Annotated in this window: 19 protein-coding genes and 1 tRNA gene; 16 read left to right on the top strand and 4 right to left on the bottom strand. The window is 71.9% G+C overall.

Annotation, left to right across the window (positions count from 1 at the left end; genetic code table 11):
- Entirely contained in the window at positions 1–2445 is a 2445-nt protein-coding gene (locus tag BJ984_RS18245) for a transglycosylase domain-containing protein (protein ID WP_179549214.1), read from the bottom strand.
- Positions 2446–2555: 110 nt separating this feature from the next.
- Here BJ984_RS18245 and BJ984_RS18240 point away from each other — a divergent pair, with 110 nt between their 5' ends.
- Entirely contained in the window at positions 2556–2711 is a 156-nt protein-coding gene (locus tag BJ984_RS18240) for a Sp36 family protein (RefSeq protein ID WP_173182811.1), read from the top strand.
- Between the two features lie 53 nt (positions 2712–2764).
- Positions 2765–3235, top strand: a complete 471-nt coding sequence (locus BJ984_RS18235) for a RidA family protein (RefSeq protein WP_173182812.1) — start codon at positions 2765–2767, stop codon at positions 3233–3235.
- Positions 3236–3313: 78 nt separating this feature from the next.
- Here the strand turns inward: BJ984_RS18235 and acs are convergent, their stop codons facing one another.
- Entirely contained in the window at positions 3314–5293 is a 1980-nt protein-coding gene (gene acs, locus BJ984_RS18230; RefSeq protein ID WP_179549213.1) for an acetate--CoA ligase, read from the bottom strand.
- 341 nt (positions 5294–5634) lie between these two features.
- On the opposite strand from acs, the gene BJ984_RS18225 reads away from it, so the two are divergent.
- From BJ984_RS18225 to BJ984_RS18205, 5 genes are all read left to right on the top strand, one after another.
- Positions 5635–6873 carry a TadA family conjugal transfer-associated ATPase gene (locus BJ984_RS18225; RefSeq protein ID WP_373877380.1) on the top strand — a complete coding sequence of 413 codons (1239 nt, stop codon included), beginning with the start codon at positions 5635–5637 and terminating at the stop codon, positions 6871–6873.
- A 149-nt stretch (positions 6874–7022) separates the two neighbouring features.
- Positions 7023–7955 carry a type II secretion system F family protein gene (locus BJ984_RS18220; protein ID WP_179549212.1) on the top strand — a complete coding sequence of 311 codons (933 nt, stop codon included), beginning with the start codon at positions 7023–7025 and terminating at the stop codon, positions 7953–7955.
- Positions 7956–8093: 138 nt separating this feature from the next.
- Positions 8094–8387: a DUF4244 domain-containing protein gene (locus tag BJ984_RS18215; protein ID WP_179549211.1), complete on the top strand. Its 294-nt coding sequence runs from the start codon at positions 8094–8096 to the stop codon at positions 8385–8387.
- Positions 8388–8487: 100 nt separating this feature from the next.
- The gene (locus BJ984_RS18210; RefSeq protein ID WP_179549210.1) at positions 8488–8826 is read left to right on the top strand and encodes a TadE family type IV pilus minor pilin; all 339 of its coding nucleotides are present in this window, start codon (positions 8488–8490) and stop codon (positions 8824–8826) included.
- Between the two features lie 8 nt (positions 8827–8834).
- A complete protein-coding gene (locus BJ984_RS18205) occupies positions 8835–9278 on the top strand; it encodes an Rv3654c family TadE-like protein (RefSeq protein WP_271206321.1) in 444 nt (147 codons plus the stop codon).
- 46 nt (positions 9279–9324) lie between these two features.
- Here BJ984_RS18205 and BJ984_RS18200 read toward each other — a convergent pair whose 3' ends face one another.
- On the bottom strand, positions 9325–9561 hold the full coding sequence (locus BJ984_RS18200; protein ID WP_173182817.1) for a hypothetical protein: 237 nt from the start codon (positions 9559–9561) through the stop codon (positions 9325–9327).
- Positions 9562–9764: 203 nt separating this feature from the next.
- On the opposite strand from BJ984_RS18200, the gene topA reads away from it, so the two are divergent.
- The 9 genes from topA (at position 9765) to BJ984_RS18155 (ending at position 20608) form a co-directional block, all read left to right on the top strand.
- Positions 9765–12752 carry a type I DNA topoisomerase gene (gene topA / locus BJ984_RS18195; RefSeq protein ID WP_179549209.1) on the top strand — a complete coding sequence of 996 codons (2988 nt, stop codon included), beginning with the start codon at positions 9765–9767 and terminating at the stop codon, positions 12750–12752.
- A complete protein-coding gene (gene tmk / locus BJ984_RS18190; protein WP_179549208.1) occupies positions 12749–13366 on the top strand; it encodes a dTMP kinase in 618 nt (205 codons plus the stop codon). Before topA ends, tmk begins: the two co-directional genes overlap by 4 nt.
- A gap of 47 nt (positions 13367–13413) precedes the next feature.
- The gene (locus tag BJ984_RS18185; RefSeq protein WP_179549207.1) at positions 13414–14676 is read left to right on the top strand and encodes a DNA polymerase III subunit delta'; all 1263 of its coding nucleotides are present in this window, start codon (positions 13414–13416) and stop codon (positions 14674–14676) included.
- Positions 14673–16283 carry an alpha/beta hydrolase gene (locus BJ984_RS18180; protein ID WP_179549206.1) on the top strand — a complete coding sequence of 537 codons (1611 nt, stop codon included), beginning with the start codon at positions 14673–14675 and terminating at the stop codon, positions 16281–16283. Before BJ984_RS18185 ends, BJ984_RS18180 begins: the two co-directional genes overlap by 4 nt.
- The gene (locus BJ984_RS18175) at positions 16283–16996 is read left to right on the top strand and encodes a TetR family transcriptional regulator (protein WP_179549205.1); all 714 of its coding nucleotides are present in this window, start codon (positions 16283–16285) and stop codon (positions 16994–16996) included. The genes BJ984_RS18180 and BJ984_RS18175 overlap by 1 nt, the downstream gene beginning before the upstream one ends.
- Before the next feature lie 144 nt (positions 16997–17140).
- Positions 17141–17213, top strand: a tRNA-Thr gene (locus tag BJ984_RS18170).
- Positions 17214–17322: 109 nt separating this feature from the next.
- Positions 17323–18306, top strand: coding sequence for a Gfo/Idh/MocA family protein (locus BJ984_RS18165; RefSeq protein ID WP_179549204.1), 984 nt, complete (start codon positions 17323–17325; stop codon positions 18304–18306).
- Positions 18307–18377: 71 nt separating this feature from the next.
- The gene (locus BJ984_RS18160) at positions 18378–19895 is read left to right on the top strand and encodes a D-alanyl-D-alanine carboxypeptidase/D-alanyl-D-alanine-endopeptidase (RefSeq protein WP_246306491.1); all 1518 of its coding nucleotides are present in this window, start codon (positions 18378–18380) and stop codon (positions 19893–19895) included.
- A 119-nt stretch (positions 19896–20014) separates the two neighbouring features.
- On the top strand, positions 20015–20608 hold the full coding sequence (locus tag BJ984_RS18155; RefSeq protein ID WP_179549203.1) for an isochorismatase family protein: 594 nt from the start codon (positions 20015–20017) through the stop codon (positions 20606–20608).
- On the opposite strand, the gene BJ984_RS18150 is transcribed toward BJ984_RS18155, so the two are convergent.
- The gene (locus tag BJ984_RS18150; RefSeq protein ID WP_179549202.1) at positions 20583–22190 is read right to left on the bottom strand and encodes a PucR family transcriptional regulator; all 1608 of its coding nucleotides are present in this window, start codon (positions 22188–22190) and stop codon (positions 20583–20585) included. The genes BJ984_RS18155 and BJ984_RS18150 overlap by 26 nt on opposite strands.
- Between the last annotated feature and the right edge of the window lie 18 nt (positions 22191–22208).

Here is a 22208-nt window from a genome sequence, read left to right as displayed (position 1 = left end):
TCAGCCCTTCGTCGTGACGCGGAGCTTGTCGGAGCCCGCGCGGATCGGCTCGCCGGCCGCCGGGTTGCTCGCGGTCACCTTCGCGTTGCCGGAGGACGGACCGTCGAAGACGATCTGCCCAGCGCCGATCCCAGCGCCCGTGATGGCGCTCTTCGCCGCCTCGGGGCTGAGTCCGACGAGGTTCGGAACCGTGCGCAGCTGCCCGTTGGAGGTGAACACCTGCACGGTCGACCCCTTGGTGGCGCTTCCCGAGGGCGATGTCGAGTCGACCACGCCGGCGGCTCGGGTCGAGTCGATCTGGCCGCCGTCCTGGAAGTCGAAGCCGGCACTCGTGATGGCGTCCTGGGCGGCGTCGATCGACATGCCGGCGACGTTCGGGATGGTCACCTTCACGCCGTTGACCAGGGACGACTGAGCCGTCGGGAACGCGGTGCCACCGTACTTGCCGTCGGCATCCGTCATGTACTGCTTCCAGACGGAGTGGCGCACGTTGCCGCCGCCCTGGCCCATGATGTCGGTGTTGCGGATGGAGACCGTGCCGACCACGTTGCCCACCCACACGGCGGTGGCGAGCTCGGTGCTCGCACCGACGAACCAGGTGTCCTTCTCGGAGTCGGTGGTGCCGGTCTTGCCGAAGTGCGGGATGCCGTCGTTCGGGTTCGAGGCGGTGGCCGTACCTCCGTTGATGACGCCCTGGAGCGCGGTCGTCATCGCCGCGGCGATGCTCGGGTCGACGGCCTGGCTGCAGGTGGTCTGCGGCGCGGGCACGTCGTTGCCCGAGGCGTCGACGATGCGCTCGATTGCCACCGGGGAACAGTAGGTGCCCTCGTTGGCGACCGCGGCGAACGCGGCGGCCATGGTCAGCGGAGCGATCTCGTTGGTGCCCAGCACGTCGGCGGGATTCTCGCCCAGCGGGCCGCCGTCGGCACGGTGCACACCGAACGCCTCGGCCGTCTTGCGGATCTCGCACTGGTCGAGCTTCTGCGCCATGCGGAGGAACGCGAGGTTCACCGAGTCGGCCGTGGCCTTCGAGACGGTGACGTTGCCGGGGGCGGCGCCACCGTCGTTCTTCACGGAGTAGGTGCCGCCGTTGCCGCCGGTGCAGCTGTCGCGGAACTGCGCCAGGTTGAGTGTGCCCGGGTTTCCGTTGACGACGTCACCGAGCGAGTGGCCCGTCTTCAGCCATTCGGCGAGGGTGAAGATCTTGTAGGTCGAGCCCACCTGGAAGCCGGTCGACCCGCCGTAGGCGTAGTCGGTCGCGTAGTTGATCGCCGAGGCGCCTTCGTTGGTGGCGGTCACCTCGGGGTCGTCGCTGAAGTCCTTGTTCTGCACCATGGCGAGCACCTTGCCGGTGCCGGGCTGCACGGTGACGAGCGAGGAACCCAGGTCGAAGCCGGAACCCGCCTTCGGCACGTAGGCGTTCATCGCCGCCGCGCCCGCAGCCTGCAGGTCGAGGTCGAGCGTGGTGTAGATGTCGTAGCCGCCGGTCTTGAAGTTGTTCCAGCGCGAGTCCTCGTCGGGGCCGAACGCCGCGTCGTTCTTCACGATGCGCGTGATGTAGTCGCAGAAGAAACCGGCGCTGATCTCGTTCGCGGTCTGGCAGCCGGTGGACTGGATCTGGATGTTCGGCGTCACGGGCGTGGCGATCGCCTCGTCGTACTGCGCCTGCGTGATCTTGTGCTCCTTGAGCATCGCGGGCAGCACGTCCTTGTCGCGGCGCGCCTGGTTGTCGGCCACGTTGTCGGGCTCGTCGATGCGCAGGTCGTTCGGCGCGTTCACGGTGGCGATCAGGCTCGCGGCCTGGGCGACCGAGAGGTCGGTGGCGTTGACGCCGAAGTAGTACTGGGCCGCCGACTGGATGCCGTAGACACGGCCGCCGAACGGGGCGATGTTGAGGTAGCCGAGGAGGATGTCGTCCTTCGAGAACTCCTTCTCGAGGCCGATCGCGAGCTTGATCTCCTTGAGCTTGCGGTCGATGCTCGTCTTCGTGGCCTCTTCGTAGGCCGCGTCGCGCTCGGCCTCGTCCTGGATGGCCTCGGCCTTCTGCACCTGGATGTTGCGCACGTACTGCATCGAGATCGTCGACGCACCACTCGCCGAGGTCTCGAGCGCGTTGCCGGCGGCGGCACGCAGGGTGGCCGCGACGTCGACGCCGCCGTGGCTGTAGAAGCGCGGATCTTCGACCGCGACGACCGCGTCCTTGACGAAGGGGGAGATCTGGTCCCAGCCCACTTCCTCGCGGTTCTGCTCGAACACGCTCGCCAGCAGGACGTTGGAGCCGTCGGCCTTCGTCGCGTAGATGTTGGTCTTCTGCGCGAGGGCGTCGGGCTTGATGTAGCTCGGGAGATTCTCGAACATCCCGATGGAGTTGTTCGCGGCGATTCCGGTGACGGCGAGTGCAGGCGTGACCATAGCTGTCACCAGGATGCCCGCGATTGCGCTCATACCGACGATGCCCAGAATGGCTCCGACCACACCGCTAGCCGTGGCTTTAGGGGCAGACATAGAATCCAGGGTAAGCGACAACCATGAGAAAAGCCGAGAAAGGGGCGCCCGTGCCCGCCTGGGAATACGTGACGACACCTCTGATGATCCACAACACGACCGGCATCCTCAACACCTGGGGCTCCGAAGGATGGGAGCTCGTGCAGATCGTGACCGGGCCCGAAGGGGGCCTGGTGGCATACCTGAAGCGGCCCGTCCAGGGCTGAGCCGGGCCGGTATCCCTGGGACCTGGCGGCCCGCCTCCGCTAGCGTGGGTCGCATGTCCCAGACCTCTGCGCGTCTCGCCGAACTCGGCGTCGAACTGCCCACCGTCTCCGCGCCCGCCGGCGCCTACATCCCCGCCACGATCAGCGGCAACCTCGTCTTCACGGCGGGTCAGCTGCCGTTCGTGGGCGGCGCTCTGCCCGCGATCGGCAAGGTCGGCGAGGGCGAGGGGCTCGTGTCGCCCGTCGACGCCAAGGCCTTCGCCGCGACCGCGGCGCTGAACGCCCTGGCCGCCGTCGAGAGCGTGATCGGCTCGCTCGACCGGGTCGTGCGCATCGTCAAGGTCACGGGCTTCGTGGCCTCCGACCCGTCGTTCACCGGGCAGCCGGGCGTCATCAACGGCGCGTCGGAGTTCCTCGCGGACGTGTTCGGCGACGCGGGCATCCACGCCCGCTCGGCTGTGGGCGTCGCCGTGCTGCCGCTGGACTCGCCGGTCGAGGTGGAGCTCATCGCCGAATTCGCGTAGCGGGTGCGCCGGCGGGCTCGAGCGGCGGGTGGACGCGGAGTCGTTTCTCCGCCGCGCCCGCCCGCCGCGCTCGTCGCGCTACTTCAGCGTGTTCGAGATGACGCTCATCACCATGGTGTCGGCCAGTGTCGTGGTGTCGCCGATCTCGCGCCCCTCGGCGACATCCCGCAGCAGCCGGCGCATGATCTTGCCCGAACGCGTCTTCGGCAGCTCGGTCACGATGTGCACCTCGCGTGGGCGCGCGATGGCACCGATCTGCTCGGCGACGTGAGCCCGCAGCACCGCTGACGCGTCGTCGGCCGCCGCGGCATCCGCCTGGCTGGCCCTCGTGATGACGAAGGCGACGACCGCCTGCCCGGTGGTCTCGTCGGCGGCGCCCACGACGGCGGCCTCGGCCACCATCGGGTGCGACACGAGCGCCGACTCGATCTCGGCGGTGCTGAGGCGGTGCCCCGACACGTTCATGACGTCGTCGACGCGGCCGAGCAGCCAGATGTCGCCGTCTTTGTCGCGGCGGGCCCCGTCGCCGGCGAAGTAGGTCGTGGGCCCGAACTTCGACCAGTAGGTCTCGACGAAACGGTCGGGGTCGCCCCAGATGCCGCGCGCCATGCTCGGCCACGGGTGGGTGATGACGAGCAGCCCGCCCTGGTCGGCCTCGGTCGACCGGAACCGGTCGTCGACCACGTCGATCGCGATGCCCGGGATCGGCACCTGCGCGCTGCCGGGCTTCAGGGTGGTGACCCCGGGCAGGGCGCTGATCATGATCGCGCCGGTCTCGGTCTGCCACCAGGTGTCGACCACCGGGGTGGTGCCGCCGCCGATGACGTCGCGGTACCAGACCCACGCCTCGGGGTTGATCGGTTCCCCGACGCTGCCGAGAAGCCTCAAGCTCGACAGGTCGAACTCCTTCGGGATCTGGCGACCGAGCTTCATGAACGTGCGGATGGCCGTGGGCGCGGCGTACAGGATCGACACCCTGTACTTCTGGACGATCTCCCACCACCGCCCTGGGTGCGGCGTGTCGGGGGTGCCCTCGTAGATGACCTCGGTGGCACCGTTGGCGAGCGGCCCGTAGACCACGTACGAATGTCCCGTGATCCACCCCACGTCTGCTGTCGACCAATACACGTCCTCCTCCGGCTTCAGGTCGAAGACAGCCTTGTGGGTGAACGCGACCTGCGTGAGGTAGCCGCCGGAGGTGTGGAGAATTCCCTTGGGCTTCCCGGTCGTGCCGGAGGTGTAGAGGATGAACAGCGGGTTCTCGGCCGGGAACGCCCTCGCGACGTGCTCGGTGTCGACCTGGGCGATCTCGTCGTGCCACCACAGGTCGCGCCCCGCGTGCCAGTCGACGTCACCCTCGGTGCGCTGCACCACCAGCACGTTCCGCACCGTGCTCTCCTCGCCGTCGCCGTTAGGTTCGAGGGCCTTGTCGACGGTCGGCTTCAGGGGGAACGCCTTGCCCTTGCGGTAGCCGCCGTCGGCCGTGATCACGAGAACGGCCGACGCGTCGTCGATGCGCGAGCGCAGGCTCTCGGCGCTGAAGCCGCCAAACACGACCGAGTGCACGGCGCCGATACGGGCCACCGCGAGCATAGAGATGACCGCCTCGGGGATCAGGGGGAGGTAGATCGCGACCCGGTCGCCCTGCTTCACCCCGAGCGCGGTGAGCAGGTTCGCGGCCTTCTTCACCTCGGTGGTGAGCTCGGCGTAGGTGAAGGAGCGGCTGTCGCCCGGCTCGCCCTCCCAGTGCAGCGCGACGCGGTCGCCGTTGCCGGCCAGGACGTGCCGGTCGAGGCAGTTGTAAGCGACGTTCAGCTCGCCGTCGTCGAACCACTTCGCGAACGGCGGCTCGCTCCAGTCGAGGGTGCGCTCGGGCGTGAACGGCTTGTGCCAGTGCAGCAGCTCCCGTGCCTGCGCAGCCCAGAACTCCACCGGATGCTCACCCTGCTCGTACAGCTCGCGCGTGGCCACGGCCCCCGCGGCGAACGTCTCGCTCGGCGGGAACCGCCGGGCCTCGTGCATCAGGTTGTCGATGTTGTCAGAGCTGTTCTCAGCCATGTGTCGTGTCGCTCCTTCGCGAAGGCCAACGGTTCGAGCCGTCACGCGGGCGGCTGCCGTCTACGACGATAGTCCACCCCTCCGACGCCCGATCAACCTCCCTCGGCGCGGTCCCGCGACACGGTCACTGAGAATTCGCTGGAGTGGTTTGTGGAAGTGTTTCGAGTGGGTAAACTCGGTGTTACCGAACGTCAAGTTCGGATGCAGCGCACTAGCGATTCCCCCCAATCCAGCGTTGCTGCGGCGGCACCCTTCCCCCCATTGGGTGCCGCCCCTTCCTTTTAACGAACGCCCTGGCCCAATGCCGGGGCGTTCGTCGTTTCTCCCGCCTCGCGCCTGCGGTGTCGGTCTCCTCCTGCACAGCCGGTTCTTCTCCGTCATCACCGCACAACTTCACTGCCCAGCGGATGCGCGGCCACCCGCCCTCGTACGGTCACCCCATGACCACCACCACCCTCGCCCGGCTCCACCGCTCCGACGAGATCTTCGGCCCCCTCGCCCCGTACCTCGTCGACCCCGCCGTCACCGACCTCTTCGTCAACGGCCACCGCGAACTCTGGGTCGATCGCGGCGGCGGAGCGGAGCGCGACCCGAACTGGACCTGCCCGGGTGAAGACGCCCTCCGCGCGTTCGCGGTCAGGCTCGTCAGCCGCGGCGGACGACACCTCGACGAGGCCACTCCCTGCGTCGACGTGGAGGTGGAGGGCGTGCGGGTGCACGTCGTCCTGCCGCCCATAGCGACGGGCGGAACCGCGATCTCCGTGCGCGTGCCCGGCACCACCCGTCCCGACCTCGACACCCTGGCCCGCCGCGGCCTCTTCGGTGCCGGGCCCGCTGGTCTCGCGCGCCGCGCCTTCGTCGAGCAGGCCGTCCGCGACCGGGTCAACGTCCTCGTCACGGGCGCCGGCGGCAGCGGCAAGACCACCCTCCTGGCCGCCCTGCTCGCCTCGGCCGACCCCACCGACCGGCTGGTGGTGATCGAGGACGTCGCCGAACTGCGGGTCGAGCATCCGCACGTCGTCTCGCTCGAGGCGCGCCAGCCGAACCTCGAGGGCGCCGGCGGAATCGGCCTGGCCGAGCTCGTGCGTCAGGCGCTCCGCATGCGCCCCGACCGTCTCGTGCTGGGCGAGTGCCGCGGAGCGGAGATCCGGGAACTGCTCGCCGCCTTGAACACCGGCCACGACGGCGGCGCCGGCACCCTGCATGCGAACGCCATCGTCGACGTCCCCGCCCGCCTCGAGGCACTGGGGGCTCTGGCCGCCCTCGACGCCCCCGCCATCGCGCGCCAGACGGTCAGCGCCATCGGCCTTGTCTGCCACCTCCGTCGCACCCCCTCCGGCCGCACCCTCGACGGCTTCGGCCGCTTCGCCCTCACCCCCGCTGGCCATCTCACGATCCTCCCCGTCCCCATCCCCGGCACGTCCGTCACTGGCGCGTCCACCGCTGGCGCATCCGCGTCCCGCTCGCCCGCCACCGGCCAGGATGCCGCCGGCCCGCCCGCGGCTGGCCAGGATGCCGCGGGCCCGTCCTCCGCCGGCCCGACCACCGCGGCATCCACTACCCGTCCCCGCACCCCATGACCCCCTCAGCTCCTGTCCCCGGTCCTGCCGGGCGCGGCCGTGACGGAGGGCGGTCCTCGACGGGCCGAGCCTCGATTCCACCGCCGGCCACTCGTGGCGGGGGTGACCGTGGTCGTGCACGGTCGCCGGAGGCCGACCGCATCGCGACCGTGGTCGAGCGTCTGGCGGCGCTGATCGGCGCGGGCGTCGCGCCGGGCCAGGCCTGGCGGTACCTCGCCGAGGTCGATCCGCACCCGCGGGTCGCGGCGGTCGTGAGCCGTCTCGACGGAGGCGCGGAGGTGCCCGGTGCCATCGCGGTGGCCGCGTCGGCGACAGGCGCGGCACGGGGGGCGTCTCGCGTCTCGGGCGGCGGGAGCCGCACACGTGCGGCCGAGGAGTCGTGGCAGGTTCTCGCCGCCGCATGGTCGGTCGCGACCGCAGCCGGCGCCCCGCTCGCGCGCTGCCTCGACGACATCGCCGCCACTCTCCGCGGTCTCGCCCAAGCGGAACGCGACACCTCCGCCGCGCTCGCCTCGCCCGTCGCCACGACGCGGCTGGTGCTGGTCCTGCCGGTGATCTCCGTCGCCGGCGCCTCTCTCCTCGGCCTGGACACCGCCCCGGTGCTCCTCGGATCCCCGGCCGGCCTCACCTGCCTCGCCGCCGGGGTCGCCCTGACCGGCGTCGGAGCCCTCTGGAGCCGTCACCTGGTCCGACGGGCGGCGCCCGCCGACCGTGCCCCGGGGCTCCTCCTCGATCTCACCGCCGTCGCAGTCGCGGGCGGCGGCTCCCTCCCCGCTGCCCGGGCCCTCGCGGCCACCACGATCGAGCGCCTCGCGCCGGCGGCGCTCTCACCAGCGTCCGGCCAGCTCACCGTCCTCGCGGAGGTGCTCGCCCTGGCGGAGCGCTCCGGAGCACCCCCGGCGCAGCTCCTCCGCTCGGAGGCCCTCCGACTCCGCCGAGAAGCCGTAGCGCACACCCAGCGCCGCACGGCCGAACTCGGCGTCTGGCTGATGCTCCCCCTCGGAACCTGCGTCCTCCCCTCCTTCCTCCTCCTGGCCGTGGCCCCACTCCTGCTAGCGGCCCTCCCTCCCGCACTCCTCTGAGCCCCTCCGCCCGGTAACGACGCCGATCAGCGCGGGGAGCCGTTGCTCCAGTCGCCGTGCTCACCCACTCACCACAGCGCCGCGGCCATCAGCCGCCGCACCACGACCATCCACCACGGCAGAACGAAAGGACACACCATGACAACCACGAGATCTGAGACCGACTGCGCTTTGTGCGCCGCCATCGATGCGCTGGATCAGGGCGCGGCCGGAGGCCGGCCCGACGAGCGGCGAGGCCGCCTGCGGCCGGGGTGGGTGCGGCGGCTGCGGGTGGCCGTCGCGGACGAGAGCGGGGCCGCGACCGCGGAGTACGCGGTCATCCTGCTGGCGGCGGTCGGGTTCGCGGGATTGCTGCTCGTCATCCTGCGCGGTGACGAGGTGAAGAGCATGCTGACCGATCTGGTGCACCGTGCACTCACCACGGCGGGCTGACCCGTGCAGCGGGCGAGGCCGCGGCACGAGCAGAGGCAACCGCAGCCCGAGCCGAGGCCACCGCAGCCCGAGCAGGCAGCGCCGAAGGCGGCTGGGACAGGTGCTGCGGGGCGAGACCGGGTCGGTGACGGCGGAGTTCGCGATGGTCCTGCCGGCCGCCGCCATCGTGCTGCTCACCGGACTCGGGCTCGTGCAGCTGGGCACGGTGCAGGTGCGGCTGACGGATGCGGCTGCCGACGCCGCGCGGCTGATCGGCCGGGGCGAGAGTGCCGACGCCCGGGTGGCGGCTGCCCAGCCCGGGGCAACGATGGCGGTGAACCGCACCGGGCCAGTGGTGTGCGTCACCGTGTCGGCGACGGTGTCAGCGGGTGCCGGTCCGGCCTTCTCGTTCGACGGGACCGGCTGCGCCCTCGACGACACCCGGGCCCCGGCCCCGTGACGGGGAGGGTGAAGGCGGGCGCGAGCGACGTGCTGGTCGCTCGGCCGGTGCGGCGAGCATCCGGAAGCCGTCGACTGCGTCTGATCGGCGAGCCGCTGGCGTGCGCCAGGGGTGAGAACGGCGGAGGATCGGTCGTCGGGCTGGCGGTCGTGGCCGCTCTGGCGGCCGCCGTGGTGGCGTTCGCGCCGTTCGGCACCGCACTTGCCGCACGTCAGGTGCTGCTCGGTGCTGCGGATGCCGCTGCGCTCGCCGCAGCCGACACGGCGTCGGGGCGAGTGGGCGGCGATCCGTGCAGCGCCGCCGCAGCGGTGGCCGCCGCCCTGGCTCTGGAGCTGACCGACTGCGTGGTGGGTGCGGGGGGAGTGGCGGAGGTGACGGTCGCCACCACGGTCCTCGCCTTCCCGATCAGCGCGTCGGCCCGGGCCGGTCCGCCGCCCCGAGCAGACGCATGAGCTCGCGAGAACCCGAGATCGTGAACCGTGCGAGGCCGGGGGCGGCTCAGGAGGAGACGACCGCCTCCACGTACCGGTAGTCGACGGCGCTCGGTCGCTCCGAGTCGGCGTACTCGAGGCCCGAGGCCCGGCGGTACAGGTAGGTCTTGCTGCGGGTGGCGGCGGGGATGCTCAGCCGCGCGTGCGGCTCACCCGCATCCGTGAAGTCGGTGCGGATGGTCTTGCCCTCCAGCGGTCCGTCGGTGAACTTGGCGGTGTAACTGCCTTTGTCGACAGGCGACATGATGCGATGCCCTTTCCTCATTGAAGTGGTCGAGAACCATTGTCCACCCCGCGCGGGCCCGCGCAACGCCCGTCGAACATCCGCTCAGAAGGGAATCAGCGCGCACCCACCGACGTTTCCGCAACGGCGACCGCACGATTAGGCACCTCCCGGTTCCGGGTGTGTATGGTGTGCCTGACAGATCGCATATATAAGGAGAAACCTTGCCCAGCCCGAGAAAGCTCGTCATCGTCGAGTCCCCGACGAAGGTGAAGTCGATCGCCCAGTACCTCGGCGACGGCTTCGATGTGCTTGCCTCGGTCGGTCACATCCGCGACCTGGTCGAACCGAAGAACCTCCCGCCCGAGCTGAAGAAGGGCTCGCTCGGCAAGTTCTCCGTCGACGTCGAGAACGGCTTCGAGCCCTACTACGTCGTCTCCGATGCCAAGAAGAAGACCGTCGCCGAGCTGAAGAAGGCACTCGCCTCGGCCGACGAGCTCTACCTCGCCACTGATGAAGACCGCGAGGGCGAGGCCATCGCCTGGCACCTGCTGCAGGTGCTGAAGCCCAAGGTGCCGGTCAAGCGCATGGTCTTCCACGAGATCACCCGCGAGGCCATCGAGGCCGCCCGCGACAACACCCGCCAGATCGACGACGCGCTCGTCGACGCGCAGGAGACCCGCCGCATCCTCGACCGTCTCTACGGCTACGAGGTCAGCCCCGTGCTCTGGCGCAAGGTCGGCCCCGGCCTGTCCGCCGGCCGCGTGCAGTCCGCCGCCACCCGCCTGGTCGTCGACCGCGAGCGTGAGCGCCTCGCCTTCACCAGCGCCAACTACTGGGATCTGACGGCCACCCTCGCCCCCGGCGAGACCGCGAAGAGCGCCCCGGAGAAAGACACCTTCGACGCCCGCCTGGTGCGGCTGAACGGCGACCGCGTCGCCTCCGGCCGCGACTACGACGAGTCCGGCACGCTCAAGGGCAAGGCCGTGCCGCTCGGCGAGGCCGCCGCCACCGCCCTGAAGGACGCCCTGCAGGCCGACGGCGTCGACATCCGCGTCAGCGCACTCGAGAGCAAGCCGTACACCCGCCGCCCCGCGGCCCCGTTCACCACCTCGACCCTGCAGCAGGAGGCGGCGCGCAAGCTCCGCTTCTCGGCCCGGCAGACCATGAGCGTCGCGCAGTCGCTCTACGAGAACGGCTACATCACCTATATGCGAACCGACTCGCCGTCGCTCTCGCAGCAGGCCATCAACGCGGCGCGCAACCAGGCGACCAAGCTCTACGGCGCCGACACCATCCCCGACAAGCCGCGCCTGTACAGCGGCAAGGGCAAGAACGCACAGGAGGCCCACGAGGCCATCCGCCCCGCCGGCGAGGTCTTCAAGACGCCGTCCGAGCTCTCGGGCACGCTCCGCGGCAACGACTTCCGCCTGTACGAGCTGATCTGGAAGCGCACGGTCGCGTCGCAGATGGCCGACGCCAAGGGCTCCACGGCCTCCGTCACCATCACGGCCGGCCCCGTCGAGGTCGCCGAGCTGGGCGGCACCACCACCGCCGAGTTCTCGGCCTCCGGAACGGTCATCACGTTCCGCGGCTTCCTGCACGCCTACGAAGAGGGCCGCGACGAGGAGCGCAACGCCGCCGCCGAGCCCACGGAGGCGAAGCTCCCCGTGCTGAAGGAGGGGCAGGCGCTCGCCGCCGTCGCCCTCGACGCCGCCGGCCACGACACCACGCCGCCGCCGCGCTACACCGAGGCCAGCCTCGTGAAGGCCCTCGACGAGCTGGGCATCGGCCGGCCCTCCACCTACGCGTCGATCATCTCGACCATCGTCGACCGCGGCTACGTCACGCCCCGCGGCCAGGCCCTCGTTCCGAGCTGGACGGCCTTCTCGGTCGTGCGCCTGCTCGAGGACTTCTTCGCCGAGCTCGTGAACTACGACTTCACCGCCGCGCTCGAGGCCGACCTCGACAAGATCGCCGACGGCGAGGAGGACCGGGTCGACTGGCTGAAGAGCTTCTACTTCGGCAGCGAGGGCCACCCCGGGCTCCGCAGCGTCATCGACAACCTCGGCGAGATCGACGCCCGCGCGGTGAACTCGGTGACCATCACCGATGACATCACGCTGCGCATCGGCAAGTACGGCCCCTACCTCGAGGTGCTCGACCCCTCGGGCGACGTCGAGGCGCCGCCCCGCCGGGTCAACCTGCCGCCGGAGCTCGCGCCCGACGAGCTCACGCCCGAGAAGGCCCGCGAGCTCGTCGACGCCCCCGTGGTCACCGACCGCGTCATCGGCATCAACCCCGAGAACGGCAAGCAGGTCGTCGCGAAAGACGGCCGCTTCGGCCCTTATGTGACCGAGCTCGACCCCGAGTCGGCTCCGGATGCGGTGGCCGCCTCGACGACGGATGCTCCCGCCACCGCCTCCCCGGCCGCCAAGGCCCCGGCGAAGAAGGCTCCGGCCAAGAAGGCCGCCGCCGCCAAGCCACGCACCGCCTCGCTGTTCAAGTCGATGGATCTCGCGACCATCGACCTCGACACCGCGCTGCGACTGCTCGACCTGCCCCGCACGGTCGGCGACGACCCCGAGTCGGGCGAGCCGATCACCGCGCAGGGCGGCAAGTTCGGGCCCTACCTGAAGAAGGGCACCGACACCCGCTCGCTCGAGAGCGAAGACCTGATCTTCGAGATCGACCTGCCGGGTGCGCTCGAGCTCTTCGCTCAGCCGAAGTACGGAGCCCGCCGGGCCTCGTCGGCGCTGAAGGAGTTCGACGCCGACCCCGAGAGCGGCAAGCCGATCCGCGTGAAGGACGGCCGCTTCGGCCCGTACGTCACCGACGGCACGACGAACGCCACGATCCCGCGCGGCGAGACCGTCGAGGAGATCGACTTCGAGCGCGCGGTGCAGCTGCTCGCCGACAAGCGCGCCAAGGGCCCGGCGGCCCCGCGGAGCAAGGCGGCCGCGGCCAAGAAGCCCGCCGCGAAGAAGCCCGCGGTCAAGAAGGCCCCGGCCAAGACCACGGCAGTCAAGTCGACGGCCGCCAAGTCGACCGCCACCAAGACGACGACTGCCAAGGCCGCGACCGCGAAGACCACGGCGGCCAAGACCACGGCGGCCAAGACCACCGCCGCGAAGACCACGGCGGCCAAGACCACCGCCGCGAAGACCACCGCAGCGAAGGCCGCCGCCGGCACGGGCTCCTCGGCGTCGTGAGCGGCGTCTTCATCACCCTCGAGGGCGGTGACGGCGCCGGCAAGACCACGCAGTCGACCCTCCTCGAGGAGTGGCTGACCGCTCAGGGTCGCGTCGTCGTGCGCACCCGCGAACCCGGTGGCACCGACTTCGGCACCGAGGTGCGCGAGATCGTGCTGCACAGCCGCGGCTTCATCACCCCGCGCGCCGAGGCCCTGCTGTACGCCGCCGACCGGGCGCAGCACATCGCCACGAAGGTGCGCCCGGCGCTCGAGCGCGGTGAGGTCGTGGTGCAGGACCGCTACCTCGACTCCTCGGTCGCCTACCAGGGTGCCGGCCGGGTGCTCGACGCGGAGGAGATCCGCGAGCTGTCGCTCTGGGCGGTCGAAGACCTCCTGCCCGACCTCACGATCCTGCTCGACCTCGACGAGACCGCTGCCCGCGCCCGCCTCGACAGCGCCGACAAGCCGTTCGACCGCCTCGAGGCCGAGAAGGGCGAGTTCCACGCGCGCGTGCGGGCCGCCTTCCTCGCCCTGGCCGAGCGCGAGCCCGCCCGCTTCCTCGTCGTGGACGCGGCGGCCGACCCGGAGACGATCGCGGCGAGCATCCGCACCCGCGTCGCGCCCCTGCTCTGACGCCCACCCGACGGCGCACTGTCAGGGGCGGCCGATAGATTGGACCCATGACCGTCTGGAGCGACCTCACCGGCCAGTCGGCCGCCATCGAGGTGTTCCGCGCGGCCGCCGAGAGCTCCCTGCGCCCGCGCACCCAGCCGCAGGGCGAGCAGCACGAGCAGGGCGAGCAGCACAAGCAGGGCGTGCAGGCGACGGATGCTCGGGGCCCCGCCGACTCCATGACGCACTCCTGGCTCATCACCGGCCCGCCCGGCTCGGGCCGCTCGAACCTCGCCTACGCCTTCGCCTCGGCGCTGCTCTGCCGTTTCGGCGGCTGCGGAGTCTGCCCCGACTGCACCCAGGTCGCCGCCCGCACCCACCCCGACCTCGCGGTGCTCGCCACCGAGCGCGTCATCATCTCGATCGACGAGGTGCGCAAGCTCGTCTCGTCCTCGCAGTTCTCGCCCTCGGTCGCCCGCTACCGGGTCGTCGTCATCGAAGACGCCGACCGCATGCAGGAGCGCACCTCGAACGTGCTGCTGAAGGCGCTGGAGGAGCCGCCCGAGCGCACGGTGTGGATCCTGTGCGCCCCGAGCGAGGCCGACCTGCTGCCCACGATCCGCTCCCGCGTGCGCTCGGTGCGCCTGCGCGTGCCGAGCACCGACGACGTGGCGAGCCTGCTGCAGCGCCGAGACGGTGTCGACGCCGTCACCGCCGAGCGGGCCGCCCGCGAGTCGCAGAGCCACATCGGCATGGCCCACCGCCTGGCCACCAACGACGACGCGCGAGCCCGCCGGGCCGAGACCCTCGACCTGGCTCTCGGCATCCGCTCGGTCGGTGACGCGGTGCGCGGTGCGGCGCGGCTGCTCGAGATCGCCGGTGCCGACGCGCAGGCCATCACCGAGGAGCGCGACGCCGAGGAGCGCGCGCACGCCCTGCGCTCGCTCGGCGTCGAACCCGGGCAGGCCGTCCCGCCCGCTCTGCGCGGTCAGATGAAGGCCCTCGAAGACGACCAGAAGCGACGCGCGACGCGAAGCCTCCGCGACGGCATCGACCGCATCCTCACCGACCTGCTGTCGCTCTACCGCGACATCGTGCTCGTGCAGCTCGGCGCCCCCGAGAGCGTCGAGCTCGTGAACGAGGCCATCGCCGATCGCGTGCGCGAGGTCGCCGCCGGCGTCGATCCCACCCAGACCCTCGCGGCGATGGATGCCATCGCCGACGCGCGCCGTCGCATCGCCGCGAACGTCGCTCCGGCCCTCTCCCTCGAGGCCATGCTCATCACGCTGGCCGAGGCCGGCCGCACCGCCGCACGAAAGGTCTCCCCGTGAGTCGTCCCCGCCCCGCCCGCCGAGCGTCCCGGCGCGTCACCGCGTTCGTGGCCGTCGCCACGGCCGCCGTCCTCGCCCTCTCGGGCTGCGCGACCTGGTTCACCGGTGACTACGCGAACGGCGGCGCAGGTGCAGGCGCAGGCGCAGGCGCTGGCGGCGGCACGGGCGGCACCAGCACCTCGACGCCGACCGCCGAAGACGTGCCCGCCGAGCTGCAGCCGTTCTACGGGCAGATCCTCGAGTGGGAGTCCTGCAGCGGCTCGTTCCAGTGCGCCACGGCGAAGGCCCCGCTCGACTGGTCGAACCCCGGGGGAGCCACGGTCGACCTCGCCCTGATCAAGAAGCCGACCTCCGGCACCAAGCTGGGCAGCCTGTTCGTGAACCCCGGTGGCCCCGGCGGCTCGGCCTACGACTTCGTCGAGCAGTCGGCCGACTACGCGGCGCATCCCACGCTGCAGAGCGCCTACGACCTGATCGGCTACGACCCGCGCGGCACCGGCCACTCCGACGCCGTGAAATGCCTCACCGACGAGGAGCGCGACGCGTACCTGTACGACCTCATCCCGGGCGAGCGCGGCTCCGACGAGTGGCTCGCGGCCTACACCGCCGCGGCGAAGGACTTCGCCGACAAGTGCGCCGAGAACACCGGCCCGCTGCTGGAGTTCATCGACACCGACAGCACCACCCGCGACCTCGACATGCTGCGCGCGGTCGTCGGCGACCCGAAGCTGAACTACCTCGGCTACTCCTACGGCACCTTCCTCGGCGCCGAGTACGCCGAGAACTTCCCCTCCAAGGTGGGGCGCATAGTGCTCGACGGCGCCGAAGACCCGTCCTCGAGCGGCTTCGACATCAGCATCTCGCAGGCGGCCGGCTTCGAACAGGCGCTGAAGAACTACCTCACCGACTGCGCCGGGCGAAGCGACTGCTGGTTCCAGGGGTCGGCCGATCAGGCGCTGACGGGCATCCAGAAGCTGCTGGCGAAGGTCGACCAGAGCCCGATCCGGGCGAGCGACGGCCGTGAGCTGGGCGCCTCGAACCTCCTCACCGCGGTCTTCTACCCGCTCTACAACCAGGAGAACTGGTCGTACCTCGACACGCTCTTCCAGACGGTCGGCGACGGCCAGGCCGACTTCGCCTTCCAGCTCGCCGACGCCTACAACAGCCGCAACGCCGACGGCACCTACGCCGACAACCTGATCGAGTCGTTCAACGCCATCAGCTGCGCCGACTACCCGGCCACCACCGACCCGGCCGTCATCGCCGAGCAGAACGAGAAGATCGTCGAGGCCTCGCCGACGGTCGGCCCGTACTGGACCTACAGCGACGTCTCCTGCTCGCAGTGGCCCTACCCGAGCCGCCGCGTCCCGGCGCCGGTGACCGCGGCGGGCTCCGGCCCGATCCTCGTGGTCGGCACCACGGGCGACCCGGCGACGCCGTACAAGTGGGCCGAGGCGCTGGCGGGCCAGCTCGAGAACGGGCACCTCGTCACCTTCCAGGGCGAGGGCCACACCGCCTACAACTCCTCGACCTGTGTGGCGGATGCGGTGGACGCCTACTTCCTCGAGGGCACCGTCCCGGCCACCGACCCCGACTGCACGAACTGATGCACCCCGACGCAGCCATCGACGTGGGGGCCGGCACCGGTGCCGGGCCATCACGCGGTGCCGCCGTCGCCGGCGCCGACCTCGGCCTCCGGGAGCGCAAGCGCCGCGCCACCCGCCGCAGCATCCAGGTCGCGGCCCTTCGGCTCATCGCCGAGAGCGGTCTCGACCAGGTGACCGTCGACGACATCAGCCGCGAGGCCGGCGTCTCGCCCCGCACCTTCTTCAACTACTTCCCGTCGAAGGAGGCCTCTCTCACGGGCGACCTCCCCATCCTGCTCAGCGACGAGGTGGCTGCCCGCTTCGAAGACGCGGGGCCGAGCGGCGATCCGCTGCGCGACCTCGTCGACATCATGGCCGAGCAGGCCGCCGGCGACGGCACGCTCGACCCCGAGCTGCATCAGCTGCGGCGATCGGTCATCCACGAGTATCCGCAGATCTCGGCGATGCGGATGGACCGCATCCGCTCCTTCGAGCTCGAGATCGCCGACTCGGTCACCCGTCGACTGCGGGCGGATGCGCGAAAGCGCGGCCTCGACGACGACGACCCCGAGCTTCCCGAGCGAGGGCGGCTCACCGGTGTCGTCATGCTCTCCCTGGCCCGGGCGGCCTGGGTGGCGTGGCTCGAGCATCCCGACGACGTCTCCCTGCCCGACCAGCTGCGGCGAAGCTACGGTCAGCTGCGCTCGGTCGTGGGCGGAGCATCCGCCGACTGACCGGCCGGCGCGAAACCGGCGCGACCACCGGCGCGACCACCGGCGCGACCACCGGCGCGACCACCGGCGCGACCACCCTGCACGCGAGCCCTCCGCGGATCGGCTATGCTTAGTTGCTGTGCCGCGCGCGAAAGCCGCGGCCAGGCCGCCTTAGCTCAGTCGGCAGAGCGATTCACTCGTAATGAATAGGTCCCGGGTTCGATTCCCGGAGGCGGCCCTCGCACCACCCCCACCTGCCGAACGCCGAAAGGCGCGGAAGCACAGAAGCCCGGACCCCCGGGCTTCTGCTCGTTGCGGGGAGCACGGGCTCGAAGAAGGAGACGACGATGTCGAAGACGGTTCGCTGGGGCATCCTGGGCACGGGCGGCATCGCCCACTCGTTCGCCACCGACCTGAAGGCCGTCGGCCTCACCATCGCGGCCGTCGGCTCGCGCAGCCAGGAGTCGGCCGACCGCTTCGCGGGGGAGTTCGGCATCCCGGCCGCGTACCCGAGCTACGAGGCGCTCGTCGCCGATCCCGACGTCGACGCGATCTACATCGCGACGCCGCACACCTTCCACGCCGAGAACGCCCTGCTCGCGATCGGTGCCGGCAAGAACGTGCTGGTCGAGAAGGCCTTCACGATCAACGCGGCCCAGGCGAGGCAGATCCAGGAGGCGGGCGAGGCCGCCGGCGTCGCCGTGCTCGAGGCGATGTGGACGCGGTTCCTCCCGCACATGGTGCGCCTGCGCGAGATCATCGCCGCCGGCACCCTCGGCGACGTGCGCACGGTGCTCGCCGACCACGACCAGCGTCTGCCGTCCGACCCGTCGCACCGCATCAACGACCCGGCACTCGGCGGCGGAGCGCTGCTCGACCTCGCGATCTACCCGGTGTCGTTCGCGATCGATCTGCTCGGCCTGCCGACCCGCATCCTGGCGAGCGCCACGCTCGGCGACACGGGCGTCGACCAGCAGACGGCGCTGATCTTCGAGCACGAGGGCGGCCGCCAGTCGGTCTCGCACAGCGCCATCGACACCGCCGGCCCCGTGCGCGCCTCCGTCATCGGCACCGAGGCCCGGGTCGACATCGAGCGCACCTGGTACGCGCCCACCTCCTTCACCGTCACGAACTCCGAGGGCGAGGTGCTCGAGCGCTTCGAGCAGCCCGTCGCCTCGCGCGGCATGGAGTACCAGGCCCTCGAATTCGAGCGGATGCTCGCGGCCGGCGAGCGCGAGAGCCCCCTCCTGCCCGTGGCCGAGTCGGTGGCGATCATGGCCGTGCTCGACGAGGTGCGCGCGCAGATCGGCCTGCACTACCCCGGCGAGTAGACCCTCGGCGGCCCTCCGTGCCGCGTCGATCGACCTGACGGGTGCCACCCTTCCGGGGGTAGCATGACGGGATGGCCGAGCCCGACGACCCGATGACGCGCCGCGCGGCGCCGGGCGGCGCGCACCGCCCCGAGCCGCTGCCGGCGCACCGCGCCGCACCCGCCACCCGGCGGGCAGGGCTCGGACGCCACCCCCGCGCCTGGGCGTCCGCCGCGGCCGTCGCCGCGATCGTGCTGCTCGGCGGCGCGGCTTTCGGCGCCGGAGCAGCCGTGGGAGCAGCGGGCGGAGCAGCCCCGTCCGACGCGATCGCGGCGCCCACGGCATCCGTCACCGAGACCCCCACGAGCACCCCGACCCCCACCGCGGCCCCTCGCCCCACCCCGCAGGCCGTCGCGGCCCCCGCTCCGGTGCGCACCTGCTCGGTCGCCGGGCTCGACACCGATCCGCGCCTCGGCACGATGCTCGCCGCCGTGCGGAACGCCGCCACCGGCGAGCTGCTCTTCGACCGCGCCGCCGCCACCCCCGCCCGCACGGCCAGCGTGATGAAGGTGCTCTCGAGCGCCGCCGCTCTCGCCGTGCTCGGCCCCGACCACCGGGTGCCCACCACGGTCGTGCGCGGATCCGAGCCGGGGCAGGTCGTGCTCGTCGGCGGCGGCGACATCACGCTCGCCAGCCAGGGCGAGAACATCTACCCCGGCGCCGCGAGTCTGCCCGACCTCGCCGCGCAGACCCAGGCCGCGTGGGACGCCGACCCCGCCACCGCGGGCACCCCGATCACGAGCATCGTGCTCGACGCCGGCGTCTTCAGCGGTGACCGCTGGCAGCCGAGCTGGAACCGCAAGGAGCTCTACGACGGCTACTCGTCGGAGGTGACCGGTCTGCAGGTCGACGGCGACCGCGCCGAGCCCTCGGCGAACGTCTCGACCCGCAGCGAGAACGCGGTGCGGAGCGCCGGGCAGGCCTTCGCGATCGCCCTCGGGGCGACGGATGCGCAGCTGGCCGAGGGCGTCGCCCCCGCCGGGGCGGCGCAGCTCGGGCAGGTGCTCTCGGCGCCGGTGTCCACGATGGTGCCCGACGCCCTGCTGCGCTCGGACAACACCGAGGCCGAGATGCTCGCCCGCCTCGTCGCCGTCGAGCTGGGTGTCGGCAACGACTTCGCCGCTCTGGACACGGCCATCCCGCAGGCGCTCGCCACCTACGGGCTCGACACCTCCGCGCTCACGATCGTCGACGGCTCGGGGCTGAGCGACGACAACGGGGTGCCGCCGCAGTTCCTCACCGAGCTGTTCGTGAAGATCCAGAATCGGGAGGGCGACCTGGGCGTCGTCCGCGACGGCCTGCCGATCGGCGGGGTCAGCGGCACGCTCGCCGGCCGCTACGGCGACTCCCCGGCCGCCGGCCACGTGATCGCCAAGACCGGCTGGATCGACACCGGCTACACGCTCTCCGGCATCGTCGAGGCCGCCGACGGCACCGTGCTGACGTTCGCCGTCTTCGCGCTCGACGACGTCGGCGACAGCGCCAAGGCCGCCATCGACGCGCTCGTCACCGGCTTCTACGAGTGCGGGAACGGGCTCGCGAACGCGTGAGCCGCGCGTGAAGGCCGGGGCCGGCGGGCGGATGCTCGAGCGGTACCGACCCGCGGCCGCGCCGCCGCGCATCCGCCCCTAAAATAGCCGTGACACCGACCCCCAGGAGGCGACCGACGATGGCCAAGGCGCTGTTCATCATCGACGTGCAGAACGACTTCATCGAGGGCGGTGCGCTCGGGGTCGAGGGCGGCACGGCCGTGGCCGAGGGCATCTCGCGGATGCTCGCGCGGAACCCCGACACCTACGAGTTCGTCATCGCCTCCCGCGACTGGCACGACCCCGACAACGACAACGGCGGCCACTTCGCCACCGGCGCCGAGCCCGACTTCGTCAGCACGTGGCCCGTGCACTGCGTCGCCGGAACCCACGGCGCCGAGTACCACGACGAGCTCACCACCCGGGCGATCGACCATCACGTGCGCAAGGGCATGGGCGAGCCGGCCTACTCGATCTACGAGGGCACGACCGAGGAGGGCGGCACGGTGCACGAGCTGCTCGACAAGAACGGTGTCACCGAGATCGACATCGCGGGCCTCGCCACCGACTACTGCGTGCGTGCCTCGGCGCTCGACGCGATCGAGCACGGGCGAAAGGTGCGCATCATCACCGACCTCGTGGCGGGTGTCTCGCCCGAGGCGTCCCGGGCGGCCATCGCCGAGCTGGCGCACGCGGGCGCCGACCTCATCACGTCGGCTCACGTCGCGAAGTAGCGGGGCGGATGCGCGGCGGCGCCGTCGCGGACGAGCTGCCCGAGGCGGCGAGCAGTGCCCAGAGCTCGGCGCGCGCGGGGAAGGTGTCGAGCGCGAGGCCGAGGGTCGCGCCGAGCGTCTCGATGCGCAGGCGCAGGCTGTGGCGGTGCAGGCCGAGCTCGCGGGCGGCCGGGTCCCAGTGGCCGTTGTGCCGCAGCCAGACGTCGGCGGCGTGGAGCTGCTCGCGGCCCTCGGCGGTGCGGCGGAGCGGTGCGAGGCGCGCTCGCGCGAGCTCGCGGGCCGTCGCGGTGCCCGGGGCCGACCCCGCCCCGAGGAGTCCGAGCAGGCCGTCGCCCGTGAGCTCGTCGAAGCCGACCGAGCGTCCGGGTGCCGCGCGGTCGAGGGCGCGCAGGGACTGGGCGACGAGGCCGTCGAGCTCGTCCCAGCCGCCGGGCGCCGAGGCGCCGGCGGGCACGCGGGTCTCGTCGAGCATCCGGCGCTCGGTCGTCGCCGTCTCGGCGTCGACCAGGACGATCAGGTGCGCGCCACGCGCCACCGCGAAGCGCGCGCGAGCCGGGGAGCTGCGGCGTTCGAGGCGGTCGCGGAACGCCGGCGTCAGGGAGGTGAGCGGCACGGCGACGACGGTGAGCGGTTCGGACGGCAACTCGATCCCCAGCACCTCGGCCGCCCGGCGCACGGCGTCGAAGCGGCCCTCCCTCAGGAGCTCGAACAGCTGCTGGAGGATGGAGCGGTGCCCCGTCCGCAGGTCGTCGGCGTGCTCGAGCGCGAGCTCGGCCAGCGCGGCGAGCGTGCTGACCACCGACTCGGCGGGCGCGTCGAGCTGCTCGCCCCGGGCCACGGCGACGGCCCCGGGGTGCCGCCCCGACGCCCCCAGGGTCTGAACGAGCAGCGTCCCCTCCCCGAACGGCTCCCGGATGCGCGCCCGGCGCCCCCGCCCCAGCACCTCGGCGGCGACCTCCGCCGCCGACCGCCCGGCGTCGGCTTCTCGAGCTGCACGGCCCGCGTGCTCCAGCACGCCGGCGTCGGCGTCGAAGACCCAGATCTCGGCCGTGAGGGCCTCGGCCGCCGCCGCGACCGCCGCGCTCAGGCCGCCGCGGCCCACCGCGCGGGTGAGGGCGTCCTGCGCCGCGAGCGCCCACTCCACACGTTCGCGGGCCGCCGCCGCCTCGCGGTCGGCGATCGCCCGGGCGACGGCGATGAACGGCGTGCGGTACGGGATCTCCACCAGCGGCAGCCCCGCCGTCGTGCACGCGGCGACGAGCTCGGGCGGGGTGCCGGCGCGCACCACCTCGGTGCCGAACCCCAGCCCCACGACGCCCGCCTCGACCAGCCGGCCGACGTACCGGCGGTAGTCGGCCGCGTCGTAGCCGTCGAACTGCCGGCCTGTCGTCAGCAGCAGATGGCCGGGCGAGAGGAACGGCGTGGGGTCGTCGAGATCCGACCCGTGGGCCCACTCGATCGCGCGCGGCGCCGAGCCGTCGTCGGCCACCGTCGCCCCCACCCGAGGTGGTCCGGCGGTAGGCACGAGCAGCGTCAGCCCGAGCTCCGGCAACGCCACGATCTCGTGGAGGAAGGTCGCCATGCCGACAGTGTAGCCGCC

This window comes from Herbiconiux flava, assembly GCF_013409865.1.
Taxonomy (GTDB): domain Bacteria; phylum Actinomycetota; class Actinomycetes; order Actinomycetales; family Microbacteriaceae; genus Herbiconiux; species Herbiconiux flava.
The sequence above is the reverse complement of the archived record's forward strand: the minus strand, read 5'-3'. Positions and strand labels throughout refer to the sequence as shown.